This window comes from Mesorhizobium sp. M0152 (assembly GCF_040322415.1).
Classification (GTDB): Bacteria; Pseudomonadota; Alphaproteobacteria; order Rhizobiales; family Rhizobiaceae; genus Mesorhizobium.
On the sequence record NZ_JAMYTH010000010.1, the window covers coordinates 79,689 to 103,060 of the forward strand.

Annotated in this window: 28 protein-coding genes; 22 read left to right on the forward strand and 6 right to left on the reverse strand. The window is 63.5% G+C overall.

Annotation, left to right across the window (positions count from 1 at the left end):
- Positions 1 to 7 precede the first annotated feature (7 nt).
- Positions 8 to 1,414, forward strand: coding sequence for a dihydrolipoyl dehydrogenase (gene lpdA, locus NKJ26_RS13165; RefSeq protein WP_352695615.1), 1,407 nt, complete (start codon positions 8 to 10; stop codon positions 1,412 to 1,414).
- A 502-nt stretch (positions 1,415 to 1,916) separates the two neighbouring features.
- Here the strand turns inward: lpdA and NKJ26_RS13170 are convergent.
- Together NKJ26_RS13170 and NKJ26_RS13175 are read right to left on the reverse strand one after the other, a co-directional pair.
- A complete protein-coding gene (locus tag NKJ26_RS13170) occupies positions 1,917 to 2,984 on the reverse strand; it encodes a TraB/GumN family protein (RefSeq protein ID WP_352695617.1) in 1,068 nt (355 codons plus the stop codon).
- A 353-nt stretch (positions 2,985 to 3,337) separates the two neighbouring features.
- Positions 3,338 to 4,276, reverse strand: coding sequence for a tyrosine recombinase XerC (locus NKJ26_RS13175; RefSeq protein ID WP_352695619.1), 939 nt, complete (start codon positions 4,274 to 4,276; stop codon positions 3,338 to 3,340).
- 246 nt (positions 4,277 to 4,522) lie between these two features.
- Between NKJ26_RS13175 and rimM the strand changes: the two genes are divergently transcribed.
- Both rimM and trmD read left to right on the forward strand, forming a co-directional pair.
- Positions 4,523 to 5,122, forward strand: a complete 600-nt coding sequence (gene rimM / locus NKJ26_RS13180) for a ribosome maturation factor RimM (protein WP_352695621.1) — start codon at positions 4,523 to 4,525, stop codon at positions 5,120 to 5,122.
- Complete coding sequence (trmD, locus tag NKJ26_RS13185; protein WP_352695623.1) at positions 5,119 to 5,817, forward strand: tRNA (guanosine(37)-N1)-methyltransferase TrmD; 699 nt, start codon at positions 5,119 to 5,121, stop codon at positions 5,815 to 5,817. Before rimM ends, trmD begins: the two co-directional genes overlap by 4 nt.
- On the opposite strand, the gene NKJ26_RS13190 is transcribed toward trmD, so the two are convergent.
- Complete coding sequence (locus tag NKJ26_RS13190) at positions 5,799 to 6,551, reverse strand: sulfite exporter TauE/SafE family protein (protein ID WP_352695625.1); 753 nt, start codon at positions 6,549 to 6,551, stop codon at positions 5,799 to 5,801. The two genes, trmD and NKJ26_RS13190, sit on opposite strands and share 19 nt — an antisense overlap.
- A gap of 312 nt (positions 6,552 to 6,863) precedes the next feature.
- Between NKJ26_RS13190 and rplS the strand changes: the two genes are divergently transcribed.
- The 8 genes from rplS (at position 6,864) to leuC (ending at position 13,035) form a co-directional block, all read left to right on the forward strand.
- Complete coding sequence (gene rplS, locus NKJ26_RS13195; protein WP_352695626.1) at positions 6,864 to 7,406, forward strand: 50S ribosomal protein L19; 543 nt, start codon at positions 6,864 to 6,866, stop codon at positions 7,404 to 7,406.
- 158 nt (positions 7,407 to 7,564) lie between these two features.
- Positions 7,565 to 7,978, forward strand: coding sequence for an organic hydroperoxide resistance protein (locus NKJ26_RS13200; protein ID WP_027025586.1), 414 nt, complete (start codon positions 7,565 to 7,567; stop codon positions 7,976 to 7,978).
- Entirely contained in the window at positions 7,975 to 8,475 is a 501-nt protein-coding gene (locus NKJ26_RS13205) for a MarR family winged helix-turn-helix transcriptional regulator (protein ID WP_352695627.1), read from the forward strand. Before NKJ26_RS13200 ends, NKJ26_RS13205 begins: the two co-directional genes overlap by 4 nt.
- A gap of 177 nt (positions 8,476 to 8,652) precedes the next feature.
- The gene (locus NKJ26_RS13210; protein ID WP_027025588.1) at positions 8,653 to 9,450 is read left to right on the forward strand and encodes a transporter substrate-binding domain-containing protein; all 798 of its coding nucleotides are present in this window, start codon (positions 8,653 to 8,655) and stop codon (positions 9,448 to 9,450) included.
- Between the two features lie 107 nt (positions 9,451 to 9,557).
- Positions 9,558 to 10,370 (forward strand): amino acid ABC transporter permease, encoded by an 813-nt coding sequence (locus NKJ26_RS13215; RefSeq protein ID WP_352695629.1) that lies wholly within the window; start codon positions 9,558 to 9,560, stop codon positions 10,368 to 10,370.
- Positions 10,371 to 10,423: 53 nt separating this feature from the next.
- Complete coding sequence (locus tag NKJ26_RS13220) at positions 10,424 to 11,059, forward strand: class I SAM-dependent DNA methyltransferase (RefSeq protein WP_352695630.1); 636 nt, start codon at positions 10,424 to 10,426, stop codon at positions 11,057 to 11,059.
- A gap of 369 nt (positions 11,060 to 11,428) precedes the next feature.
- Positions 11,429 to 11,554, forward strand: a complete 126-nt coding sequence (locus NKJ26_RS13225; protein WP_352602949.1) for a hypothetical protein — start codon at positions 11,429 to 11,431, stop codon at positions 11,552 to 11,554.
- Between the two features lie 71 nt (positions 11,555 to 11,625).
- Positions 11,626 to 13,035, forward strand: a complete 1,410-nt coding sequence (gene leuC / locus NKJ26_RS13230; RefSeq protein WP_352695632.1) for a 3-isopropylmalate dehydratase large subunit — start codon at positions 11,626 to 11,628, stop codon at positions 13,033 to 13,035.
- Between the two features lie 141 nt (positions 13,036 to 13,176).
- Here leuC and NKJ26_RS13235 read toward each other — a convergent pair whose 3' ends face one another.
- Complete coding sequence (locus NKJ26_RS13235; protein WP_352602947.1) at positions 13,177 to 13,494, reverse strand: hypothetical protein; 318 nt, start codon at positions 13,492 to 13,494, stop codon at positions 13,177 to 13,179.
- 148 nt (positions 13,495 to 13,642) lie between these two features.
- Between NKJ26_RS13235 and NKJ26_RS13240 the strand changes: the two genes are divergently transcribed.
- Positions 13,643 to 14,839 (forward strand): GGDEF domain-containing protein, encoded by a 1,197-nt coding sequence (locus NKJ26_RS13240; protein WP_352695634.1) that lies wholly within the window; start codon positions 13,643 to 13,645, stop codon positions 14,837 to 14,839.
- Between the two features lie 72 nt (positions 14,840 to 14,911).
- Positions 14,912 to 16,108: a GGDEF domain-containing protein gene (locus NKJ26_RS13245; protein ID WP_352695636.1), complete on the forward strand. Its 1,197-nt coding sequence runs from the start codon at positions 14,912 to 14,914 to the stop codon at positions 16,106 to 16,108.
- Between the two features lie 146 nt (positions 16,109 to 16,254).
- On the opposite strand, the gene NKJ26_RS13250 is transcribed toward NKJ26_RS13245, so the two are convergent.
- A complete protein-coding gene (locus NKJ26_RS13250; protein WP_352695637.1) occupies positions 16,255 to 16,617 on the reverse strand; it encodes a hypothetical protein in 363 nt (120 codons plus the stop codon).
- A gap of 226 nt (positions 16,618 to 16,843) precedes the next feature.
- Between NKJ26_RS13250 and NKJ26_RS13255 the strand changes: the two genes are divergently transcribed.
- From NKJ26_RS13255 to NKJ26_RS13280, 6 genes are all read left to right on the forward strand, one after another.
- Complete coding sequence (locus NKJ26_RS13255) at positions 16,844 to 17,071, forward strand: hypothetical protein (RefSeq protein WP_352695638.1); 228 nt, start codon at positions 16,844 to 16,846, stop codon at positions 17,069 to 17,071.
- Positions 17,072 to 17,235: 164 nt separating this feature from the next.
- Positions 17,236 to 17,655 carry a succinate dehydrogenase, cytochrome b556 subunit gene (gene sdhC / locus NKJ26_RS13260; RefSeq protein ID WP_352602937.1) on the forward strand — a complete coding sequence of 140 codons (420 nt, stop codon included), beginning with the start codon at positions 17,236 to 17,238 and terminating at the stop codon, positions 17,653 to 17,655.
- A gap of 2 nt (positions 17,656 to 17,657) precedes the next feature.
- Positions 17,658 to 18,053 (forward strand): succinate dehydrogenase, hydrophobic membrane anchor protein, encoded by a 396-nt coding sequence (gene sdhD / locus NKJ26_RS13265; protein WP_352602935.1) that lies wholly within the window; start codon positions 17,658 to 17,660, stop codon positions 18,051 to 18,053.
- A gap of 1 nt (position 18,054) precedes the next feature.
- Complete coding sequence (sdhA, locus tag NKJ26_RS13270) at positions 18,055 to 19,890, forward strand: succinate dehydrogenase flavoprotein subunit (protein ID WP_352695640.1); 1,836 nt, start codon at positions 18,055 to 18,057, stop codon at positions 19,888 to 19,890.
- Between the two features lie 9 nt (positions 19,891 to 19,899).
- Positions 19,900 to 20,679, forward strand: a complete 780-nt coding sequence (locus tag NKJ26_RS13275; protein ID WP_352602931.1) for a succinate dehydrogenase iron-sulfur subunit — start codon at positions 19,900 to 19,902, stop codon at positions 20,677 to 20,679.
- Positions 20,680 to 20,778: 99 nt separating this feature from the next.
- Positions 20,779 to 21,423, forward strand: coding sequence for a YceH family protein (locus NKJ26_RS13280; RefSeq protein ID WP_352695641.1), 645 nt, complete (start codon positions 20,779 to 20,781; stop codon positions 21,421 to 21,423).
- A gap of 22 nt (positions 21,424 to 21,445) precedes the next feature.
- On the opposite strand, the gene NKJ26_RS13285 is transcribed toward NKJ26_RS13280, so the two are convergent.
- The gene (locus tag NKJ26_RS13285) at positions 21,446 to 21,871 is read right to left on the reverse strand and encodes an OsmC family protein (protein ID WP_352602927.1); all 426 of its coding nucleotides are present in this window, start codon (positions 21,869 to 21,871) and stop codon (positions 21,446 to 21,448) included.
- A gap of 223 nt (positions 21,872 to 22,094) precedes the next feature.
- Between NKJ26_RS13285 and NKJ26_RS13290 the strand changes: the two genes are divergently transcribed.
- The 3 genes from NKJ26_RS13290 (at position 22,095) to NKJ26_RS13300 (ending at position 23,345) form a co-directional block, all read left to right on the forward strand.
- A complete protein-coding gene (locus tag NKJ26_RS13290) occupies positions 22,095 to 22,313 on the forward strand; it encodes a hypothetical protein (protein WP_352695643.1) in 219 nt (72 codons plus the stop codon).
- 2 nt (positions 22,314 to 22,315) lie between these two features.
- The gene (locus tag NKJ26_RS13295; protein WP_352695644.1) at positions 22,316 to 22,672 is read left to right on the forward strand and encodes a YciI family protein; all 357 of its coding nucleotides are present in this window, start codon (positions 22,316 to 22,318) and stop codon (positions 22,670 to 22,672) included.
- Between the two features lie 145 nt (positions 22,673 to 22,817).
- Entirely contained in the window at positions 22,818 to 23,345 is a 528-nt protein-coding gene (locus NKJ26_RS13300; protein WP_352695727.1) for a hypothetical protein, read from the forward strand.
- The last annotated feature ends 27 nt before the right edge of the window (positions 23,346 to 23,372 follow it).

Below are 23,372 nucleotides of genomic sequence, written 5' to 3' on the forward strand. Positions count from 1 at the left end.
CAGTATCATGGCTTATGACGTCGTTATCATCGGGTCGGGACCGGGCGGCTATGTCTGCGCCATCAAGGCGGCACAGCTTGGGCTGAAGGTCGCGGTGGTCGAGAAGAACGCTACCTTCGGCGGCACCTGCCTCAACATCGGCTGCATCCCGTCCAAAGCGCTGCTCCATGCCTCCGAGATGTTCGCCGAGGCCGGCCATTCCTTCGATACGCTCGGCGTCGAAATATCAGCGCCGAAATTGAACTTGAAAAAGATGATGGCGCACAAGGATGCGACCGTGGCCTCCAACGTCAACGGCGTCGCCTTCCTGTTCAAGAAGAACAAGATCGACAGCTTCCGTGGCACCGGCAAGGTAGTCGCGGCCGGCAAGGTCTCGGTGACCGGCGAGGACGGCAAGGTCGAGGAGATCGAGACCAAGAACATCGTCATCGCCACCGGCTCGGATGTCGCAGGCATTCCCGGCGTCAAGGTCGATATCGACGAGAATGTCATCGTGTCGTCGACCGGCGCGTTGTCGCTGGAGAAGGTTCCCGGCCATCTGGTGGTGGTCGGCGGCGGCGTCATCGGGCTGGAGCTTGGCTCGGTCTGGGCGCGGCTCGGCGCCAAGGTCACGGTGGTCGAATTCCTCGACACCATCCTGGGCGGCATGGACGGCGAGGTCTCCAAGCAGTTCCAGCGGTTGCTGTCCAAGCAGGGTTTCGAGTTCAAGCTCGGTGCTAAGGTGACCGGTGTCGCCAAGGCAAAAAAAGGTGCGACCATCACCTTCGAGCCGGTCAAGGGCGGTGCCGCCGAAACCATCGATGCGGATGTCGTGCTGATCGCCACCGGGCGCCGCGCCTTTTCCGACAGTCTTGGCTTGAAGGAAGCCGGCGTCGAGGTCGACGAGCGCGGCCGGGTCAAGACCGACGGCCATCTGCGGACCAACGTGTCAGGCATCTATGCCATCGGCGACGTCATTGCCGGGCCGATGCTGGCGCACAAGGCCGAAGACGAGGGCGTGGCGGTGGCCGAGACAATCGCCGGCCAAGCCGGCCATGTGAACTACGATGTCATTCCGAGTGTCGTCTACACCACCCCGGAAATCGCCTCTGTCGGCAAGACGGAGGAAGAGCTGAAGAAGGCCGGCATCGATTACAAGGTCGGGAAATTCCCGTTCAGCGCCAATGGCCGGGCACGCGCCATGCTGCACACGGACGGCTTCGTGAAGATACTCGCCGACAAGCAAAGCGACCGCGTGCTCGGGGTCCACATCGTCGGCTTCGGCGCCGGCGAGATGATCCACGAGGCGGCGGTGCTAATGGAGTTCGGTGGCTCGTCCGAGGATCTCGCCCGCACCTGCCACGCGCATCCGACGATGTCGGAAGCGGTCAAGGAGGCGGCGCTGGCCACCTTCTTCAAGCCGATCCACATCTAAAAGCGTTCAGAGCGCAAAAGCAAAACGGCCCGCTCTTCAGCGGGCCGTTCGTCTTTGATATCGAGCCTATCACTGGGCCGGTGCGGCAGGCGCAGGGGCAGGCGCGGGAGCAGGCGCCGGTGCAGGCGCGGGCGCCGGTGCAGGCGTTGCAGGAGCCGGAGTTGCGGGTGCAGGCGCCGCGGGAGCTGCCGGCTTCATCGGTTCGGCAGGCGCCGGGGCCGGAGTGCTGGCGGCCGGCGGCTCGGCAGGTGCCGGATGTTCGCCACTTCTTCCGAAAACATAATACGCGACAACCGCCAGAATAACGACGACCAGCGCAATCAGCCATGGGCTGCCGCCGCCACTCGACCTGGGGGTGTCGTTTGATGGATTCGCCATAAAAGTGTCCTCCGTGGATGAAAATGATCAATCAACGCCATCAACGCGCAACCGTTGAATAGCCTTACGCTAAGGGAGAAAAACGCCGAAAACGCGGCGCCCGGGTCCTCCGCTGCCACGCGACTCAATCGACAGCAGTGACAGTATAGCCGGCTTTGCGGAAATCCTCGACCAGTCCCTCGGGACCTGGAAGGTGGAGGGCGCCGACCGCCATGAAGGCATTGCCCTTGGCCAGGATCGGCCCGGCATGGTCGACCATCACCTTGTTGCGGCTGGTGATCATGGTTTGCTCGAATGCCGCATAACCCGAGGGGTCATTCTGCTCTTCAGGCATGGCGGCACGGAACAGCGGCCAGAACATGCCAGTGTCGCCGCGCTGGTAGAGGACGATCATGGTCTCGTTGATGTCGTTGACCTTGTCGCCCAGCTTCAATGTGTCGACCAGCCCCTTCATGTGAAACGACAGCGGCAGCGAGGCCATGGCCCGCAACTGGCTCTCGGCCGTTTCCAATCCTTCCACCGCTTTGCCGGCGGCCTTGGCGCCTTCGGCCAGCTTGACGTCGAGCACCGGAGCTCCGCCCGACTGGCGGGCAAGTTCGCAAGCCGGAAGCGCCATCATGGCCGAGAGCATCCACGGCTTCATCTTGGCCACGGTTGCCGGCGGAATGCCGCGCGCGTCGAGCGCGGCATTCATGGCCGCTGCGTCGTCCGGCGACAGCAATGACGACAGTGTCGTGGAGTCGGTGAACATCATAAGGTCCGGCTCCTTGAGCATCGCCGCCATCATCTTCTGCTTGTCGAGCACGTCGGTGGTCTCGATGATGATGGTGCCGGCGGCGTCATAAGCCTTCTGCGCGGCCAGGGACAGCACGGTGACGCGCGGATCCGTCATGTGCATCGTGCCAAACAGGAATGATGGCGTCTCGCCAGGTTTTTCCAGTTTCCACAGCAGCCCCTTGCCGTTTGGCGTAGCGGCAGCATCCGCCTCGATCTTGCGATACGCGGCCGCATCGTTCTTCTGCAGGGCAGACAGCATGTCGGCGCCGGTGCAGGACGGGATTTCGGCATGAGCCCTGCCGGCTAAAAAAAGCAGGACGGCAAGGAAGGACAGGAAAAACAGCACGTTGAGCGCAACCAGCAGCTTCAGCGATAAGGAAGCTGCGCGGTCGGCAATGGCAATGACGCGTTTCATCATGCTTTCCTACGACCGAAAAGCGGCAAAACGGTTAATCGGGAGAATGAAATTGTCTCCGGTTCAGTCAGTTTTGACCATCGCTTGAGTTGCTGGATCGAATGTTTTTGATGGTTAGTTGAGCCGCCCATCCCATCGTCCTCCTATGGCGCAGCAAGGAGCGAAGCGACGCGGCGCAGACCATGGGATCCTGTGCCGCTACCTCCGGGGGCGATGCTACGGTGCCGAATTCTCCTCCGTTGCGCTCTTCGCCCCAGTTCGCGGCATGGATGCCGGGGTCTCCGCGACGTCGCTTCGCTCCTGCTCCGCCCTGGCATGACGAAGTCCGGAAGCCTCGCATAACCCCAAATGCTTCACGCCCTTGGGTGAGCCGATTCATAGATTTCCAGCAGCCTCGCCGTGTCGACGCCGGTGTAAATTTGCGTCGTCGAGAGACTGGCGTGGCCGAGCAGTTCCTGGATGGTGCGCAGGTCGCCGCCGCGGCCGAGCAGATGGGTGGCAAAGGAATGGCGCAGCGCATGTGGCGTCGCGGTGTCGGGCAAGTTAAGCACCGAGCGCAGCTTGGCCATGTCGCGCTGGATGATGGCCGGGTTGAGCGGACCGCCGCGCGCACCGCGAAACAGCAGCCCCTTCGGGTCGAGATGATACGGGCACAGCCGGCGATATTCGGCGATCGCCCGCAGCGCCACCGGCAGCACCGGCACCAGCCGCGTCTTGCCGCCCTTGCCGGTGACGCGGAGCACGGTGTCCGTTTCCGATGCCAGATCGGCGCCGGTGAGGCCGAGCGCTTCCGAAATGCGCAGGCCGGAGCCGTAAAGCAGCGTCAGGACGGCGGCGTTGCGGGCGGCAATCCAGGGTTCCTCCGCCAGCTGGCCCTCGACGGAGACGACGTGTTTGGCGTCGCTCGCCGTCAGCGGCTTGGGCAGGGATTTGGGCTGACGCGGTGCGCGCAGGGCTGCCGCACCTGCCGCGTTGGCCAAGCCGCGCCGTTCGAGAAAGCGCAGCAGCGAGCGGATGCCCGCCAGCCCACGGCCAAGCGTGCGGGCGCCTGCGCCGGCGTTGCGGCGGGCGGCGAGGAAGCCGCGCAGGTCGGCCGGCCGCAGATCGGCGATGTCGGAAATGCCGGGCGAGCCGCCGCAATGGCCGGTGAGGAAATGCAGGAACTGCCTGGTGTCGCGCTCATAGGCTTCGACTGTCTCGGGCGACAGCCGGCGTTCGCGCGCCAGCATCTTCAGCCAGCTTTCACGCGCCGCCTGGAGATCAGGCTTTGCCGGGATGAGGAATTCCTGCATGGCGGCATTTTCGGGGATTCAGGTTAGGAAGCGGTGAAGAGCGCGTCATTGAAATGACGACCGGCTGGGGCTAGGAGTCGACTGGTAACTTTGCAGCGGAGACCGCGTGGAGTGTCCGCAATAGAGAGTTTGCAGGAACGGGACCTTTCTGAAATGCCGTGGGTTTCGGTCACCGTAACGGAATGGATCCTCGGGTCTGCGCAGTCGCTTCGTGCCTGCTCCGCCCGTGGATGACGAAGGTAAATCATGAGCAAGCCCCAAAACCCTGTCCAGATGGCCGTGATCGGCGCCGCCCACGGCATCAAGGGTGAACTCAGGGTGAAAACCTTCACCGGCGAGCCGATGGCGCTGGCCGACTATGGCCCGCTCTACGCCAGGGACGGCCGTGCCTTCCAGATCATCGACATCAGGCCCGCCAACACGGTCGTCGTGGTGCGTTTCAAGGGCATAAGCGACCGCAATGCCGCCGAGGCGCTCGCCGGCACCGAGCTTTTCGTCGACCGCTCGATGCTGCCCGACGACGGCGAGGAGGACGAGTTCTACCATGCCGACCTGATTGGACTGGAAGTCAGGGACGACACGGGTGTTGCCATCGGCAAGGTCGTCGCGGTTCACAATTTCGGCGGTGGCGATATCCTCGATGTGACGTTGGGCGGGCGCAAGGGCGTGCTGATCCCGTTCACACAGGCGGCCGTGCCAGACGTGTCGATCGCCGAAGGCTTCGTCCGCGTCGATCCGGCATCGGCTGGGCTCGTCGAGGACGAGGATGGCGAGCCGCCGCGCGAAGGCGATTTCGATCCGAAGGGCAGGCCGCGAGGACCGCGGGACGCCGGTGGCAACCGGTGAGTTTCTCCGCTTCCGTGTTGACGCTCTATCCCGAGATGTTTCCGGGCGCACTCGGCCTGTCGCTGGCCGGGCGAGCGCTGGAAGCCGGCACATGGTCGCTGGAAGCGATCCAGATCCGCGACTTCGCCACCGACCGCCACCGCACCGTCGACGATACCCCGGCCGGCGGCGGCGCCGGCATGGTGATGCGCGCCGACGTGCTGGCCAAAGCCATCGACCATGCCTCGCCCGAAGGCGATTTGCGGCCACGGCTGCTGATGAGCCCGCGCGGCAGGCCGCTGACACAAGCCCGCGTGCGCGAACTGGCCGCCGGGCCGGGCGCCGTCATCCTGTGCGGCCGCTTCGAAGGCGTCGACCAGCGGGTGATCGATGCGCGGAATTTAGAGGAAGTCTCGGTCGGCGATTTCATTCTCTCCGGCGGCGAGCCGGCCGCTCTTGTGCTGCTCGACGCCGTGGTGCGGCTGCTGCCCGGCGTCATGGGCAATGCCGTGTCGGGCGAGGAAGAGAGCTTCGAAAACGGCCTCCTCGAACATCCGCACTACACCCGGCCGCAGGAGTTCGAAGGGCGAGAGATCCCTGAGGTGCTGATCTCGGGCAATCACAAGAAGATCGCCGCGTGGCGGCGGGCCGAGTCGGAGAAGCTGACCAAGCAGAGGCGGCCGGACCTGCTGGCTGCTCAGCCCTTGGTGAAATAATAGAAGGCGAGGAACAGGCCGACCGCGACGACGAAGCCGCGCACCAGATTTTGCGGCACGCGCTTGGCGATCCAGACGCCGGCATAGCCGCCCAGCGCGCCGCCCGGGATCATGATGATCGCCTGCGGCCAGGCGACCACGCCGCCCGAGACGAAGACGACGATCGCGACAGCGGCGATAACCACGGCCAGCATGTTCTTCAAGGCGTTCAGCCGGTGGTAGTCGCCGGCTTGGGTGAGGCCGAGCGTTGCCAGCATCATGACACCCATGCCGGCGCCGAAGAAGCCGCCATAGATGGCGGTGACGAACTGCGCCAGCGAACCGGCGAGCGACCCGACGGGCGCCTCGTGCCCCGGCTTCGGCGACGGCTTCAGCCATGGCCCGGCGGCGAACAGGCCGGTTGCGCCGAGCAGCAGCCACGGCACCAGGACGCGAAACGACGGATTGTCGAGCGCCAGCAGGATCAGCGCGCCGGCCAGCGCGCCGATCGCCGAGATCAGGCAGAGCAGCAGGGCGCCGCGCCAGAAATGCCGGATGTCACCCCAATAGGCGAGCGTCGAGGTGATGTAGCCCGGAAACTGCGTGACCGAGGAGGTTGCGTTGGCGACGATCGGCGGCAGGCCGACCAATGTCATGGCGCCGAAGGTGATGAAGGTGCCGCCGCCGGCGACCGCGTTGGCGGCGCCTGAAAGAAAGCCCGCGACGAAAAGCAGGATGGCATCGAAGACTGACATGGAAGGCCGCCACGGAGAAATGTGCTATGTCAGCCTTAGGGAGCCTGAAGAATGCACGCAACCGGCACGGCGGGATTACCATGGGGCCATGCCCCGGCAAAAAAGACTCGGGCGCAGGCGTGACAAACTGGTGAAATAGCTGTATGTGCCCGCCGTACTGGCGAGAAAACTTGCCGGACCCGTCAACAATGACGGTGTAGTCGCCCCTGCCCGATGTCTTTTGGACAAAAGGCATAGCCGAGCGGTCGATGGAACTGCAAGGCGAGCGCAGGGCGCTCTGACTGTCGAAAGAACAAGAAGTGGATTTTTGAGATGGATCTTATCCGTCAACTCGAGGCCGAGCAGGCCGCCAAGATCGAGGCCAAGCGCAAGCTTCCCGAATTCCAGCCCGGCGACACCGTGCGCGTCCAGGTCCGCGTGACCGAAGGCACCCGCACCCGCGTCCAGGCCTATGAGGGCGTCGTCATCGCCCGCGCCGGTTCCGGCTTCCAGGAAAATTTCACCGTCCGCAAGATCTCCTACGGCGAAGGCGTGGAACGCGTGTTCCCGGTGTATTCGCCGATGGTCGAGGGCGTCGAGATCGTTCGCCGCGGCAAGGTGCGCCGCGCCAAGCTCTATTACCTGCGCGACCGTCGCGGCAAGTCGGCCCGCATTTCGGAAAACACCGGCGTGCGCGCCCGCAAGCTCAACGATGAGGAGCGCGACGCGCTGAACGCCGAGAAGGCCCGCATCGAGGCCGAGAAGGTCGCTGCTGCCCAGGCTCTGGCCGCCGAGACGGCCGCCAAGGAAGCCGCCGAGAAGAAGGCCGCCGACGAAGCCGCTAAGGCTGCGGCGGAAGCGACCCCCGCCGAATAAGCTTTCGACGAAGGATTTCGAAAAAGGCGGCTTCGGCCGCCTTTTTTGTTTTCACCAGACTGTGAACGCTTCCGTCCTCACGAGCGGCGGTCGGGTGTTGACGGGGAATTATACTGTACACTAAATAATCGTGTACAAGATAATTGGAGACGCATGATATGGCACTTTACACGACACAGGCTCACGTCACCGGTGGCCGCGCCGGCCATGGCGAGACCAGCGACGGTTTGCTCAAGGTCGATCTGGCGATGCCCAAAGAGCTCGGCGGGCCAGGCGGGGCCACCAATCCCGAGCAGCTTTTCGCCATCGGCTACGCCGCCTGCTTCGAAAGCGCCATTCGCTTCGTCGCGCGCAAACAGAAACTGCCGCTCGAGGATGCCGCGGTAACCGCCACCGTAAGCCTTCTTCCCAATGGCGAGGGTTTCAAGCTCGGCGTCGCGCTCGCGGCAGAGACGAAAGGCCTTGATCAGGCGGCGGCGGAAGCGCTTGTATCGGCGGCGCACCAGATCTGCCCCTATTCCAACGCCATCAAGGGCAATGTCGAAGTGGCGCTTTCGGCAAAGGCAGCATGATCGCCAAAACCACAAATTCGCCTCCGGACGTCCTGGCGGACTTCGCCGGGATACCGAAGCTCGAGCAGCATCTATGCTTCGCGCTCTACACCGCGAGCGGGCTGATGACCCGGCTCTACCGGCCGTTGCTCGAGCCGCTCGGCCTGACCTATCCGCAGTATCTGACCATGCTGGCGCTGTGGGAGCACGCACCGCGCACCGTCGGTGAGCTCGGCGAGACGCTGGGGTTGGATTCGGCGACGCTGACGCCGCTGCTCAAGCGCCTGGAAGCGAACGGCCTGGTCACGCGCCGGCGCGATGCCGCCGATGAACGCCGGGTGTTGGTCGAGCCGACACAGCAGGGCCGGGCACTGCGGGAAGGCGCAAAAAAGGTGTCGACGGCGATGCGTTGCCACTCACCGCTCGATGGCGATGAACTGAACTCCCTGCATCAAACCTTGACGCGGCTGATCGACGGATTGCGTCAGGCCGGCACCGATGCGCCGGGCCGAGATTGACCGGGGATCGCAAAAGTCGTTCCGGAATCCTGGGAAGGAGGGCATTGGAATCCGTTTTCACCCGTCCTGACGCGGCGGACCGTCTTGCATGCCGCTTGCGGAAAGCTAAAGTCGGCGCCGGATTTTCCTGCAAGCTCGGTCTTTAGCCGGGCGCCTTCAATCCTTGGGGAATGTGTCATGACCAAATCGAAGCTGCTGTTGGCAGGCCTGCTTGCCCTTGTCCTGGCGCCCGTTGCCGCCTTCGCTCAGGCGCTGCCCGATCTCGGCGGCAAGAAGGTGGTGGTGGTGACCGAGAACGCCTATCCGCCGCTGCAGTTCATCGATGCCAAGACCGGCAAGCAGATCGGCTGGGAATATGACGCGATGAACGAAATCGCCAAGCGGCTGAATTTCACCGTCGAGTATCAGAACACCTCCTGGGACGCGATGATCCAGGCGGTTTCCGACAACCAGTACAACATCGGCATGACCGGCATCACCATCAAGGACGACCGCAAGGAGAAGGTGGATTTCTCCGACCCCTATATGCGTTCTGAGCAATTCATGCTGGTGCGCGGCGACGAGAGCCGCTTCACCGACGCCAAGACCTTCGGTGCCTTCAAGGACGGGCTGGTCGGCGCGCAGGCCGGAACCACGCCCTTCTACACCGCCGTCTACAGCGTGCTCGACGGCAACGAGCAGAACCCGCGCATCAAACTGTTCGAGACGTTCGGCGCGACGGTGCAGGCGCTGAAGTCGGGCGACGTCGATGTGGTGCTGACCGACGGCACCGCCGGCAAGGGCTATGTCGACGCTTCCGACGGCAAGCTGAAGCTGATCGGCGGACCGCTCGGCACCGAGGATTTCGGGTTCATCTTCCCGAAGGGGTCGGATCTGGTGAAGCCTGTCAACGCGGCGATCGCGGCGTTGAAGGCGGACGGTACGTTCGATGCGCTGAACAAGAAGTGGTTTCTCGACTACAAGATGGGACAGTAGTTCGTCTTGATGCCGATGTGGGGTGATGCGCGCGAAGTCACGCTGACTTTGCGCTTGAACGCCTTGGCGCCCGCCTTGCGCACTACCTACCTGGCCGGCCACGCCTGATGGCACCCCCACCGTCCACCGCCAAACCCGACTTCCCGTGGTGGCTGGCCGCCGCGCTTGTCTTTGCCTTGGTCGCCGCGCTTTCGATCGCCGCCAGCGATCTCTATGCCCAGGTCTTCGCCACCGTCGCCAAGGGGATCGGCATCACCATCTTCGTCACGGTGATCGCCTTCGCGCTGGCGTCGATGATTGGTCTCGGCGTCGCGCTGATGGGACTGTCGGGCTCGCGCTGGCTGCGGCAGGTCGCCCGTTTCTATGTCGAGATCATCCGCGGCGTGCCCATCCTGGTGCTGTTGTTCTGGATCGCTTTCGTCGGCGCACCGGCTTTCGTGGCGGCGTGGAACGCATTGACCGCGCCGCTGCAAAGTGCCGGCCTGCTCGGTGAATTGCTGGTGCGCGACGTCTCGCTGTTGTGGCGCGCCATCATGGCGCTGACCATCGGCTATTCGGCTTTCATCTCCGAGGTTTTCCGGGCTGGGATCCAGGCGGTGGAGAAGGGCCAGATCGAAGCGGCGAAGGCACTCGGGCTGACGCGCGCGCAGCGCTTCCGGCTGGTCGTCTTCCCTCAGGCGATCCGCACCATCCTGCCGCCGCTCGGCAATGATTTCGTCGCCTTGGTCAAGGATTCCTCGCTGGTCTCGGTGCTTGGCGTCGCCGACATCACCCAGATGGGCAAGGTCTATGCCGCCGGCTCGTTCCGCTTCTTCGAGACCTATTCGATCGTCGCCTACATCTACCTCATCCTGACGGTCGGCCTATCGCTGGCGCTCAGGGCGTTGGAGCGGAGGCTGCGAAATCAGCACCAGGAATAGCCCTGAGTCGCAGACAGCGTTACGATTGCAACACAGTCTCGGAGGGTCGGTTCATGATCATCGACAAAGCCAATGCGGCGCTGGATTCCGTCTATGGCGCCGACACGCCGGAAGCGCTGGCGGATGCTTACGCCGCGTGGGCCGCGACCTATGACAGCGAGACCGCCTCGCTTGGTTATCTCTTGCCGTTCCTGATCACCGCCTGGGTGGCGCGCCATGTGCCGGCGGGCGACGGACCGTTGCTCGACGCCGGCTGCGGCACCGGCCTGTCGGGCCCGTCGTTGAAAGCGCTGGGCTATGGCGACATCGCTGGGCTCGATCTCTCGGGCGACATGCTGAAGATCGCCGGTAGCCGAAACGCCTATAACGACCTGAAACAGGCGATGCTGGGCCGGCCGCTGCCGTGGCCGGACGGCCATTTCCGTGCCTTCTTCTCGACCGGCGTGTTCACCATCAGCCATGCGCCGGCTTCTAGCCTGCACGAGTTGGTGCGCATCACCAAGAAGGGCGGCCATGCCATCTTCACCGTGCGCGACCAGGTTTTCGAAAGCGGCGGATTTCAGGCCGTGTTCGATGAACTGGAACAGGCGAAGAAATGGCGGCAGATCGAGCAAGGCCCATGGTTCCGCTGCTATGCGATCGCCGAGCCCAACGCTCTGGTGAAGACGTTCGTGTTCGAGGTGATCTGAGCGGCGCGTTCCCCGACCTTGGTGCGCTTCCTCTCCCTCCGGAGGGGGGAGAGGTGGCGCTGCGCAGCAGCGACGGAGTGGGGGAAGCCATTCGCCAGACGCGCCGCCGCAAAGACAGACACGACCAGGCAAGAAGACTCAGGCAGTGGCAGTCAGGTGGAAGCATGCTTCGATGAAAGATCGACCCCCACTCCGTCGAGCTTCGCTCGACACCTCTACCCCGATCGACGGGGGAGAGGAAGGCGCGAGTTCCCCCACCTTGTTACCCTTCCTCTCCCCTGAAGGTGTGGAAGTGAGGACGAGGTACCCAAGTGCTACGAAGACACACCGCAATTGCCGAAAACCCAAAACATTGGTATGAGCCACGCCATGGAAGAGCTTTTTGGCGATCCGGCTTACAAGGGGTTCGTGCTGCAGGACAGAAAACGCCTGCCGTCGCGCTTCTCCGCGCGGGTGTCCGGTGCGCTGACCAGCCGACTTAGCCAGGCCGACTGATCCAGCTCGTTCGCCGGCCCGAAATTGCCGGCTTCTGCTCTTCCCATTCTCATATCGACGGATTTACGCACATGAGCGCACCGCGCACCCTCTACGACAAGATTTTCGACGATCACGTCGTCGACCGCCAGGACGACGGCACCTGCTTGCTCTACATCGACCGCCACCTTGTCCATGAAGTGACCAGCCCGCAGGCCTTCGAAGGCCTGCGCTTGAGCGGCCGCAAAGTTCGTCATCCGGAAAAGACGCTGGCCGTGGTCGACCACAATGTCTCGACCTCGCCCGAACGCAAATTCGGCATCAAGAACGAGGAAAGCCGCATCCAGGTCGAGGCGCTGGCCAAGAACGCCAAGGATTTCGGCGTCGAATATTATTCCGAGAACGATATCCGCCAGGGCATCGTCCACATCATCGGACCGGAGCAGGGCTTCACGCTGCCCGGCATGACCATCGTCTGCGGCGACAGCCACACCTCGACGCACGGCGCCTTCGGCGCACTGGCGCATGGCATCGGCACGTCGGAGGTCGAGCATGTGCTGGCGACCCAGACGCTGATCCAGCGCAAGGCCAAGAACATGCTGGTGCGCGTCGACGGCCAACTGCCGGCAGGCGTCACCGCCAAGGATATCATCCTCGCCATCATCGGCGAGATCGGCACCGCCGGCGGCACCGGCTACGTCATCGAATATGCCGGCGAGGCGATCCGTTCGCTGTCGATGGAAGGCCGCATGACGATCTGCAACATGTCGATCGAGGGCGGCGCCCGCGCCGGCCTGATCGCCGCCGACGAGACCACCTTCGCCTATGTCAAGGATAAGCCGCGGGCCCCGAAGGGCGCGGGCTGGGATGCGGCCCTCGAATACTGGAAGACGCTGCGGTCCGACGAGGGTGCGCATTTCGACAAGGTGATCGTGCTCGACGCGGCGAAATTGCCGCCGATCGTGTCCTGGGGCTCGTCGCCCGAGGATGTCGTGTCGGTGCAAGGCATCGTGCCGAACCCGAACGACATCGCCGACGAGAACAAGCGCACCTCCAAGCAGCGCGCACTCGACTATATGGGGCTTACGCCGGGGACCAAGATCACCGACATCGCGCTCGACCGCGTCTTCATCGGTTCCTGCACCAATGGCCGTATCGAGGATCTGCGTGCCGTCGCCAAGGTGGTTGAAGGCAAGACGGTCAGCCCGCATGTCGATGCCATGATCGTGCCGGGTTCCGGCCTGGTCAAGGAACAGGCGGAAGCCGAAGGTCTCGACAAGATCTTCCTCGCCGCCGGTTTCGACTGGCGCGAGCCGGGCTGCTCGATGTGCCTGGCCATGAACGACGACCGGCTGAAGCCGCATGAACGCTGCGCCTCTACCTCGAACCGCAATTTCGAGGGCCGGCAAGGCTTCAAGGGCCGCACCCATCTGGTATCGCCGGCAATGGCGGCGGCGGCCGCGATCGCCGGCCACTTCGTCGACATCCGCGATTGGAAATAACCTAGAGCGGTTCACCGTTTCACGGAAAAGACGAACCGCTCTAACTCTTTGTTTTTACGCAATTCCGGACGGAAAACCGTTTCACACTTTTCCTGGAATTGCTCTAAGGTCGAATAGAACCCGGGCCGCACGCGGCCCGGGTCAAACCTTGTCGTCGCGCCGGACGAGCTCGTGGAAATCCTCGCGGCGTCCAGGCTGGTCGGCCGCGACCACGAGCGCCAGCTGCTGCTCTTCAAAGAGCCTGAACCATTCGTCCCATTCCACGAGTTCATAGCCGCCCGCGTTGATCGGCCGTTCCGGCTCGTCCTGATCCTGATAGGCGCGCTGGTCGAAGACTAGCCTCAGCATGGGCTGCGTTCCCGCCTCCGGCGACACATCGACAATTGCCGGAAAGCCGGCGCGCGCGGCGACCCACGAGCGGATTGCATCGTGGTCGGTCAGTGGGATCGTGTCGGCCATGGGCTGCTCCTGCTTGTGCACTGAGGAACGCTGGCGGAAGGTCCGGGTTCCCTGACAACATATCGCGGCACCCGAGGTGCTTAACCGCTTGTTTGGGCTTGCGCCCTAAGGTCTCCCCTGACGTCAAACGAGGGGAAGTCACGGTCCATTGGACACCGGTCTGCTGATAGCGCTGCTCAATCCGACGATCGCGCTGGCGCTCGGCGCGGCGTTCCTGGTGCTGTGGTTCCATCAGCGCCATCGCCCGTATCTCGCCGTGCTGGCGCTCAGCTACTGTGTTTCGGCACTCGGTTTTCTGTTCCAGTATTTCACCTTGCCCATCGGCATGGCGCTTACCAAGCTGGTGTCCAACACCTTCTTCACCATCGCCGGCTGTTGCCTGTCCAGCGCCATCGTTGCCCGCTATGGCCGCAAGGTGCCTTATGCGGGAATAGGCGTGTTGGCAGGCGGTGGCCTGGCATCATTTTGCTGGTTTCTCTTCGTCGAACCCGATCTCACCTGGCGCATCCTGGCGATGAATTTTGGATTCGGCGGCCTCAGCCTTCTGGTCGCCGCCGAACTGCGACCGGTGCGCGACAACGGCCCGACGGAAAAGATCCTGTTCGTGCTGTCGCTGCTGTCGGTGCTCAACTTCTTCGTGCGCACCCTCGTCGTCGTCATCGCGCACGGACCCTTCACCAGCTACGATGGGTTCTACGGCTCATCCTACTGGACGACGGCGCTGCTGTCGCACGCGCTTCTGTCATTGCTGATCGCGCTTTGCCTGTTCACCGCCGCGGCACTGGATGTGATGAAGGCGCTGAAGACCGAGACGCATACCGATCCGCTTTCGGGTCTGCTTAACCGGCGCGGTTTCGAGGAGCGCGCGATCCATCTCCTGCAACGCTGCGCGGCGGCGAAATTCCCGGTGGCGCTGGTGCTGGCCGACCTCGACCATTTCAAGGCGCTCAACGACCTGCACGGGCACCCAGCGGGCGATCGCGTGATCGCCGACTTCGCCGCCAAGCTCCGATCGGCCGCCGGTGCGCGCGGCGTCGCCGGGCGTATCGGCGGCGAGGAGTTTGCGGTGCTGCTGCCCTGGAGCGATCTTGCCGCGGCGCGATTGTTCGCGGAAGCCGTGCGCACGCTCTATTCGGCCGGCAACGTCGACGGGCTTCCCGCCGGCACCAAGGTCACGGCCAGCTTCGGCGTTGCGGCCCGCAGCGGCGACGAGGCGCTGGAGCCATTGACGCGCCGCGCCGACGATGCGCTGTACAAGGCCAAGAAGAACGGCCGCGACGGCGTGCGCCTGTCCTACGAACGGCCGGAAACGGCGTTCGTGCCGGAGCCGTTCAAGACCGGCTGATCCCGCACCGCGGCCGGCGTTAACATCTTTTTCGCCCGTCGATGTTAGGTGAGACACGGGGTGCGAAAAGACATGAGCGGTGCCAACTTCATCCTGCTGATCAACCTGTCGGTCGCCGGCCTGCTGGCGGCGTCCTTCATGGCTGTTGCGTTCCAGGATGCCAGCCGCGTGCCTGCGCGGTGGCTGGCCTTCGGCTATCTCCTGGGCATGGCCTATTTCGCCATCGAATTCAGCATTCCCGCTTTCGACAACGCACGGCCCGTGGTCGTTGCCGCCTTCGCGGTGTTTCTTGGCGCCACAATCGCCTTCAATGGCGGGCTTGCGCGGAAATACGGCATGGCTCCGCCGTGGGCACCGATGCTGTTCTTTCTGTTGGCCACCACCATTGCCGTCCATTTCGTGCAGGATCTGCCGCGCCAGTCGCTGGCCCGCATGATGGCCTACCAGCTTCCCTATGCCGCCATGCAGGTCGTCGGACTGGCGATCGTCTGTTCATCCAGGCAAAGGCGCGGCCGGCTCGACCGCATCTTGATGGCCGTGCTGGCCGCCAGCGGTGCCCAGTTTGCCTCAAAGCCGTTCATAGCGCACGCGCTGGGCGGCTGGGGCGGTAACCCACAGGCCTATCTGCAAAGCAGTTACGCGCTGGTCTCGCAGTCGCTCGGCACCGTCTTCGGCCTGGCGCTGGCGCTGCTGATGCTGGCCATACTGGTTCGCGACGTGCTCGCCGAAGTGATGTCGAAGTCGGAGATGGACACGCTTTCCGGGTTGCTCAACCGGGGCGGTTTCGCACGCCATGCCGAGCTGGCAATGCTTGGCGCCACGCGGCAATGCGTGCCGGTCACCCTGGTCATCGCCGATCTCGATCATTTCAAGAGCGTCAACGACAGCTTTGGCCATGCCTCCGGCGACCGGGTCATCGAGACCTTCGCCGGCCTGCTGCGCGAGGCCGCCGCCGGCCACCAAGTCACGGGCCGTATCGGTGGCGAAGAGTTCGCCATTATCCTGCCGGGAACCAACCTTGCCGCCGCCCGGCTGTTCGCTGAGGGAACACGCAGTGCCTTCGGCACATTGCCCATCGACGGGCTGCCGCTCGACAATCGCTGCACGGCAAGCTTCGGCGTCGCCGAACTCCATGCCGGCGAGAATTTTTCCGACCTCATGCGGCGCGCGGATGAAGCGCTCTACCAGGCGAAGAATCGCGGGCGCGACTGCGTTCGCGTTTCCACCGGACCTGCCGCCCGCGAGATCACGGCTGCAAACACCCGATAGAAAAGCCTTCGACGTTGAACCGCGCCAGAGCGCTTCACCTGTTCACGGCAACGCCGAGCCGCTCTATCTCTTTGTTTTACACAATTCCCTTGGGAAAGCGCTACGCGCTTTTCCCGGGAAACCGTCTCACACTTCCTGGAATTGCTCTAGCGGCAGGGACTGAGGTCCGGCATCTCGCCGTCGGAAAGCCCGTACATGTAGCTGCGCCCCTTGACGAACACCGGCGGGCGGTAGCAATCGCCGTAACCCGATATCTCGTCGGCTTCGTTCTCGTAGATCACCTTGGGCTGGCCGGCACCGGTATAGTCGGACAGCTGCTTGGCCAGCCTGCCTTTGCCGACGAGGATGCGTTTGTAGCCGGCGGCGCTGTCGATGACGAGATTGCCGAAAGAATCGGCGTAGACCCGGTCCTGATGGCGCGCTCCGGCGAGCGCGGGTGCCGCCAGGCCCGCGACCGAAGCCGCCACTATGAGCGCCGCAAGGCGCGATCTGCCCGAATTCGAACGCATAGCGTCCTCCGTGTTAGGCCAAAGCGCGTCACGACGCGTTTTTGGTCCCTGGTTGGATGCATGTCGTTGGCCCAAAACCGCCGCCCTGCTTTTTGGGCGACATGCATGCCTCCTCGAATCGGAAATTAACCTTTTCTTAACCTTTGTTAAGAGGCTTGCGCGCCGCCCGGCGATGTCTTGACAAACATGGTTAATATTCGACTGGGGAAGCCCTTTTCGACCACCCTTGCCCGACGGGCGCCAGCAAGGATCTGCCGGCCCCGCCGCCAACCAGAACAACCGTTTCGAGCGAGTGCATGACGCGATTGTGATCGATGGCGGCGAAGCGCTGGTGACGGAGGCTGGATCGACACCGGTTACCTGGAACCGCCAGGCCGGAATGGCAGATGCCATGCACATGCTGCACTGCAGCGATATCGAGCCGGCTTCGGGCCGCCAGCCGCTAATCGATTGAAGCTCAAGCCTGCCTTTTAGTCAGACTAAATTACGTTTTCGAAACGGTTTTCCGGCTTTGACGCGGTGCAAAAAGAGCATTAGAAACCGGCTGTCCGAAGTCGCAACCGGAAGCGGTGATGCCGCATTTCCACCTGAGGCAGGAGACGCCGAACTGGGGGAGCCATGAGCAAATCACCAGCCACCCGCGATTTCGCCAGACGTGAACGGCCGCTTTCGCCGCACCTCACCGTGTACAGGCCGCCGATCACGATGACGATGTCGATCATCCATCGCATCACCGGTGGCGCGCTTTACTTCGGCACGCTGCTGGTCGCCGTCTGGCTGATGGCGGCGGCAAGCTCTCAGGCGACCTTCGATTGGGTCAATTGGGCGTTCGGCAGCTGGCTCGGCCGGCTTATCCTGTTCGGCTACACCTGGGCGCTGATGCATCACATGCTGGGCGGCGTGCGTCATCTGATCTGGGATACCGGCGCCGGCCTCGAGAAGCACACCGCCTCGAGAATAGCTTGGGCAACGCTGGTCGGCTCGATCCTGCTCACACTGCTGATCTGGATCGCCGGCTATATGGCGCGGGGAGCCTGACCATGAGCGCTGGCAAGACCGACATGCGCACGCCGCTGGCGAAGGTTCGCGGCCTGGGCTCCGCCCGCGAAGGGACCGGACATTTCTGGCGTCAGCGGCTGACGGCGATCGCCAACATCCCGCTCATCCTGTTCTTCGTCGGATTCCTGATCGCGCTCAACGGCACCGGCTACGTCCAGGTTCGGGCAGCGCTTGCCAATCCCTTGGTGGCTCTGGTGCTGGCCTTGGTGCTGGTCTCCGGTCTCACCCATATGCGGATCGGCATGCAGGCGATCATCGAGGACTACGTGCACGGCGAAGGCACGAAGCTGGCGCTGATCGCGCTCAATACATTTTTCACGGTAGCGGTCGGCGTCGCCTCGATCTTCGCCCTGCTCAAACTGGCATTCGGAGGCTGAGTTGGCCAAGGACGCGAAATCAGCCAACACGGCGGGCTATACCTTTGTCGACCACAAGTTCGACGTGGTGGTCGTCGGCGCCGGCGGTGCGGGCCTGCGTGCCACGCTTGGCATGGCCGAACAGGGCCTGCGCACCGCCTGCATCACCAAGGTGTTCCCGACGCGCTCGCACACGGTGGCCGCGCAAGGCGGCATCGCCGCTTCGCTTGCGAATATGGGGCCCGATAATTGGCAATGGCATCTCTTCGATACGGTCAAGGGTTCGGACTGGCTGGGCGATATCGACGCGCAGGAATACATGGTCCAGCAGGCGCCCGCCGCCGTCTACGAACTCGAACATTACGGCGTGCCATTCTCGCGCACCGAAGAGGGCAAGATCTACCAGCGGCCGTTCGGCGGCATGATGATGAATTTCGGCGAGGGTCCGCCTGTGCAACGCACATGCGCCGCCGCCGACCGGACCGGCCACGCCATGCTGCACACGCTCTACGGCCAGTCGCTGAAGAACAACGCGCAGTTCTTCATCGAGTATTTCGCGCTCGACCTGATCATGGAGCCGGACGGCACCTGCACGGGCGTCGTTGCCTGGAATCTGGATGACGGCACCATCCACCGCTTCTCGGCAAAAATGGTGGTGCTGGCGACAGGCGGCTACGGCCGCGCCTATTTCTCGGCCACCTCGGCGCATACCTGCACCGGCGACGGCGGCGGGATGGCCGCTCGCGCCGGTTTTCCGCTGCAAGACATGGAGTTCGTGCAGTTCCACCCGACCGGCATCTACGGTGCCGGCTGCCTGATTACCGAAGGCGCGCGCGGCGAGGGCGGCTATCTCGTCAATTCCGAGGGTGAGCGCTTCATGGAGCGCTATGCGCCGTCGGCCAAGGACCTTGCTTCACGCGATGTGGTGTCGCGCTGCATGACGCTGGAAATACGCGAAGGCCGCGGCGTCGGCCCGAAGAAGGACCATATCTTCCTGCATCTCGACCATCTCGACCCGGCCGTGCTGCACGAGCGGCTGCCCGGCATTTCGGAATCGGCCAAGATCTTCGCCGGCGTCGACCTGACCAAGGAGCCGATCCCGGTGCTGCCGACGGTGCACTACAACATGGGCGGTGTGCCGACCAATTATTGGGGCGAGGCGCTCAGTCCGACGCCGGAAGCCCCCGACCGGATATCGCCTGGGCTGATGGTGGTGGGCGAGGCGAGCTGCGCCTCCGTGCATGGCGCCAACCGGCTGGGCTCCAACTCGCTGATCGATCTCGTCGTGTTCGGCCGCGCGGCGGCGATCCGCGCCGGCCAGGTCATCGACCGCAAGTCGCAAATCCCGTCACCCAACGAAGCCTCGGTCGAAAAGATCATGGATCGCTTCGACCGGCTGCGCCACGCCAATGGCTCGACGCCGACGGCAAGCCTGCGCGAGAAGATGCAGAAGGCGATGCAGGAAGACGCGGCGGTGTTCCGCACGCAGGAATCGCTGGAAAACGGCTGCAAGCGCGTTTCGGAAATCTGGACCGAACTGAAGGACGTAAAAGTCTTCGACCGCTCGATGATCTGGAACTCCGACCTGGTGGAGACGCTGGAACTGGAAAACCTGATGGCCAACGCCATCACCACGGTCTACAGCGCCGAGGCTCGCAAGGAGAGCCGTGGCGCGCATGCGCGCGAAGATTTCTCCGCCCGCGACGACGCCGGCTGGCGCAAGCACACGCTGGCCAGGGTGAGCGAAGACGGCAAGGTGACGCTCTCCTATCGCCCGGTGCACACCGAGCCGCAGCTGGCGGAAAAGGACGGCGGCATCAGCCTCGCCAAGATCGCGCCCAAGGCCCGGGTGTATTGAGGATCGAACATGGTCGAACTGACGCTCCCCAAGAACTCGAAAATCCAGCAAGGCAAGTCCTGGCCGAAGCCGGACGGCGCCACCAACCTGCGCGAATACCGCATCTACCGCTGGTCGCCGGACGATGACGAGAACCCGCGCATGGACACCTATTTCGTCGACATGGACGATTGCGGGCCGATGGTGCTCGACGCGCTGCTGTGGATCAAGAACAAGATCGACCCGACGCTGACCTTGCGCCGCTCCTGCCGCGAAGGCATTTGCGGTTCCTGCGCCATGAACATCGATGGCTCCAACACGCTCGCCTGCACCAAGGGCTGCGACGACATTTCCGGCGCCGTCAAGGTCTACCCGCTGCCACATATGCAAGTGGTCAAGGACCTGGTGCCCGACCTCACCAATTTCTACGCCCAGCACGCCTCGATCGAGCCGTGGCTGAAGACGGTGTCGCCGGAGCCCGCCAAGGAGTGGCTGCAGAGCCATGAGGACCGCGAGAAGCTCGACGGGCTCTACGAGTGCATATTGTGCGCCTGCTGCTCGACCTCGTGCCCGAGCTACTGGTGGAACGGCGACCGTTATCTGGGCCCGGCAACGCTGTTGCAGGCCTATCGCTGGCTGATCGATTCCCGCGACGAGGCCAAGGGCGAGCGGCTCGACAATCTCGAAGACCCGTTCCGGCTCTATCGCTGCCACACCATCATGAACTGTGCGCAAACCTGCCCCAAGGGGCTGAATCCGGCAAAGGCGATCGCGGAGATCAAGAAGATGATGGTGGAGAGAAGGGTTTAGCGACAGGCAACTGACGATGGGCGGAAGGCTTCGGTAACCGTGAGACATTGCGGCAGTGTACGCAGAAAACCGATTTCCTGGAGTTGAGTAGCCGATCCAATGAGTGATGACCTTCCCATCCTTTCCCCCATCGAAGCCCGCGTGCTCGGCTGCCTGATCGAGAAGAAGGAGCTGACGCCGGACGTCTACCCGATGACGCTCAACGGCGCGCATGCCGCGGCCAACCAGAAGACGGCGCGAGAGCCGGTGATGTCGGTCGAGCTTGTCGAGGTCAGGCGGGCGCTGAGCCAACTCGAGCAGAAGGGTCTGGTCCGGCAGGCCTTCGCTTCGCGCGTCGAGCGCTACGAGCATCTGGTGGCACAGCGTTTCTCACTGACTTCGGCGCAGATCGCGCTGATCGGCCTGATGCTGTTGCGTGGACCGCAGACGGCGCATGAACTGCTGGCGCGGGCCGAGCGCATGGCACGGTTTTCGTCGATCGACGCGCTGCGCACCGATCTCGACCTGCTGATCGGCCGCAAACCGCCGCTGGTCATGCTGATCGAGCGCGGACCTGGCCAGCGCGAGGAGCGCTTCATGCACCTGCTGAGCGGGACACCACAGATCGCGGCCAGCGCCATGCACCATATCCCGTCGGCCGCCTCATCGACCTCCGGTCTCGAAGAGCGCATCAGCGCTCTTGAAGAGGAGGTCGCCTGGCTGCGCGAGCGCATCGAGGCGCTCACCGGCGAAGCGCGCACCTAATCTTTCGTTTGAAGAGGCCTCTTCAGCCCAGCTTGGCGTCGAGCGACACCTTGATGGCGCCGAGCGCCTTTGAGACCGGGCACTCGGCCTTGGCCTTCTCGGCCAATTCCTTGAACTTGGCCGCATCGATGCCGGGCACCTTGCCGACCAGCGTAATGGCGCTGCCGGTGATGCCGGTGCCGGGAACCAGTGTCACCACGGCCTTGGCGTCGAGTTCGGTCGCGGGCGTGCCGTTCTCGGCCAGGAAGTGCGAAAGCTGCATGGCGTAGCAGCCGGCATGCGCAGCGGCGATCAGCTCTTCCGGATTGGTGCCGGATTTGCCGCTCTCGTCCTCGAAGCGCGCCTTGAACGAATAGGGCGTGCCCTTCAGCGTCCCGCTCTGGCTGTCGATCGTGCCGTTGCCCTCTTTCAAATTGCCTTTCCAGACGGCATTTGCGGTGCGGTCCATGAAGTCCTCCTTGGTTGTCGTGACTTTGTCCTGGGTGAGCCCGGCGTCCGGTCAACTATAGCGCGCGCGGACACGAAGGCCACCGCGCTCTTTGGGCAACTGCATGGTGGCGCGGCGGTGGCCCTAATTTCTTTAAAAAAATGCGGGTGCAAAAATGTCGACTTCGATCCGCCCCGGCCGTCCTGCGGGCGGCCACGCTAGTGATGGCCGGATGGAGGCTCGTATGAACAACCTGTTTTCTGCCCATTGGACAAGCACCGGCCGAAAGGCCGGTGAACGCGAAATCGACTGGTCGCACCTGCCGCCCTCCGGCTTCGGCCGGCTGCTGGTGGCGATCGTCGTCATCGGGATTGCGGTATGCCTTCTCGATCATGCGGCGGGCAAAGGCCCGGCTGACAGCTTGATCGCCTCATCCTATGTTTCGTCATCACAAGGGATATAGACATGAAATATGTTTGCCTGGTCTACGGCGAGGAAAAAGACCTCCATGCAATGACACCGGAGCGATTGGCCAAGCTCGACGCCGATTCGATGGCTCATGACCGGTCACTGGACCAACGCGGGATACTGATCATCGCGCAGGCGCTGCAATCGGTGAAAACGTCGAAAACCGTTCGCAGACGCAAGGGCAAGAGGCTGGTTACCGACGGCCCGTTCGCCGAGACCAAGGAGCAGTTGCTCGGTTTCGTCATGATCGAGGCGGAGGATCTCGACAAGGCGCTGGAGATCGCCGACGAGATTCCGCTGGCTGAAATCGGCACCATCGAAGTGCGGGCGGTCTACAACGTGCCGGGATCATAGACGCGTTCGCCCTCGCCGTTTGCGACGGCGCCGCCCGTCGGAGCGCTGACGGAGCGAGGCGAGGTTTCTTCGCCGGGAGAACTCTTGCGTGTTGAAGCAAGGCAAGAGTTCTCCTATCGTCGCCGGGGCTTTGGGGGATTTCGACATGCCTTTCCTGATTGCTGCCCTTGGAATCGTGGGGGCGGCGGCGTTGTGGTGGTATCGGATGAAGGCCATGAACGAGGCCGCGCGTGACGTCGCCGACGTCATCGGCCGGGTCCAGGGCTCCGTGCGCCGCAAGAAATTGCGCAGGCAGGCGGCCCTGTCGCCGCTGACGGCGATCGACGATCCGGTGGTGGCCGCTGCGACGCTGATTGCATCCATCGTCTCCGAAGATGGGCCGATCCTGCCACAGCGCGAAGCCGTCATCCGCGCTGTGATCTCCGAGATCGCCGACAAGAAGAAGACCGACGAAGCGGTGGTCTACGCCAAATGGGCGGCCTCACAGATCGATGACACGACTGTCGTCATCGACAAGCTGGCGCCGTTCCTGCGCGAGCGTCTCGACGTGGCGGAGCGGAACGATCTCCTGCGGATGGTCAATCGCGCGGCCCAGGGCGGAGAGAAACGCCTTGTTATATCCGATCAGAGAATATTGCGGCTGCGGCAGAAGCTCGGCTTCGAAGTGAATTGAGCGACAACACTCGGGGCGTTCAAACGC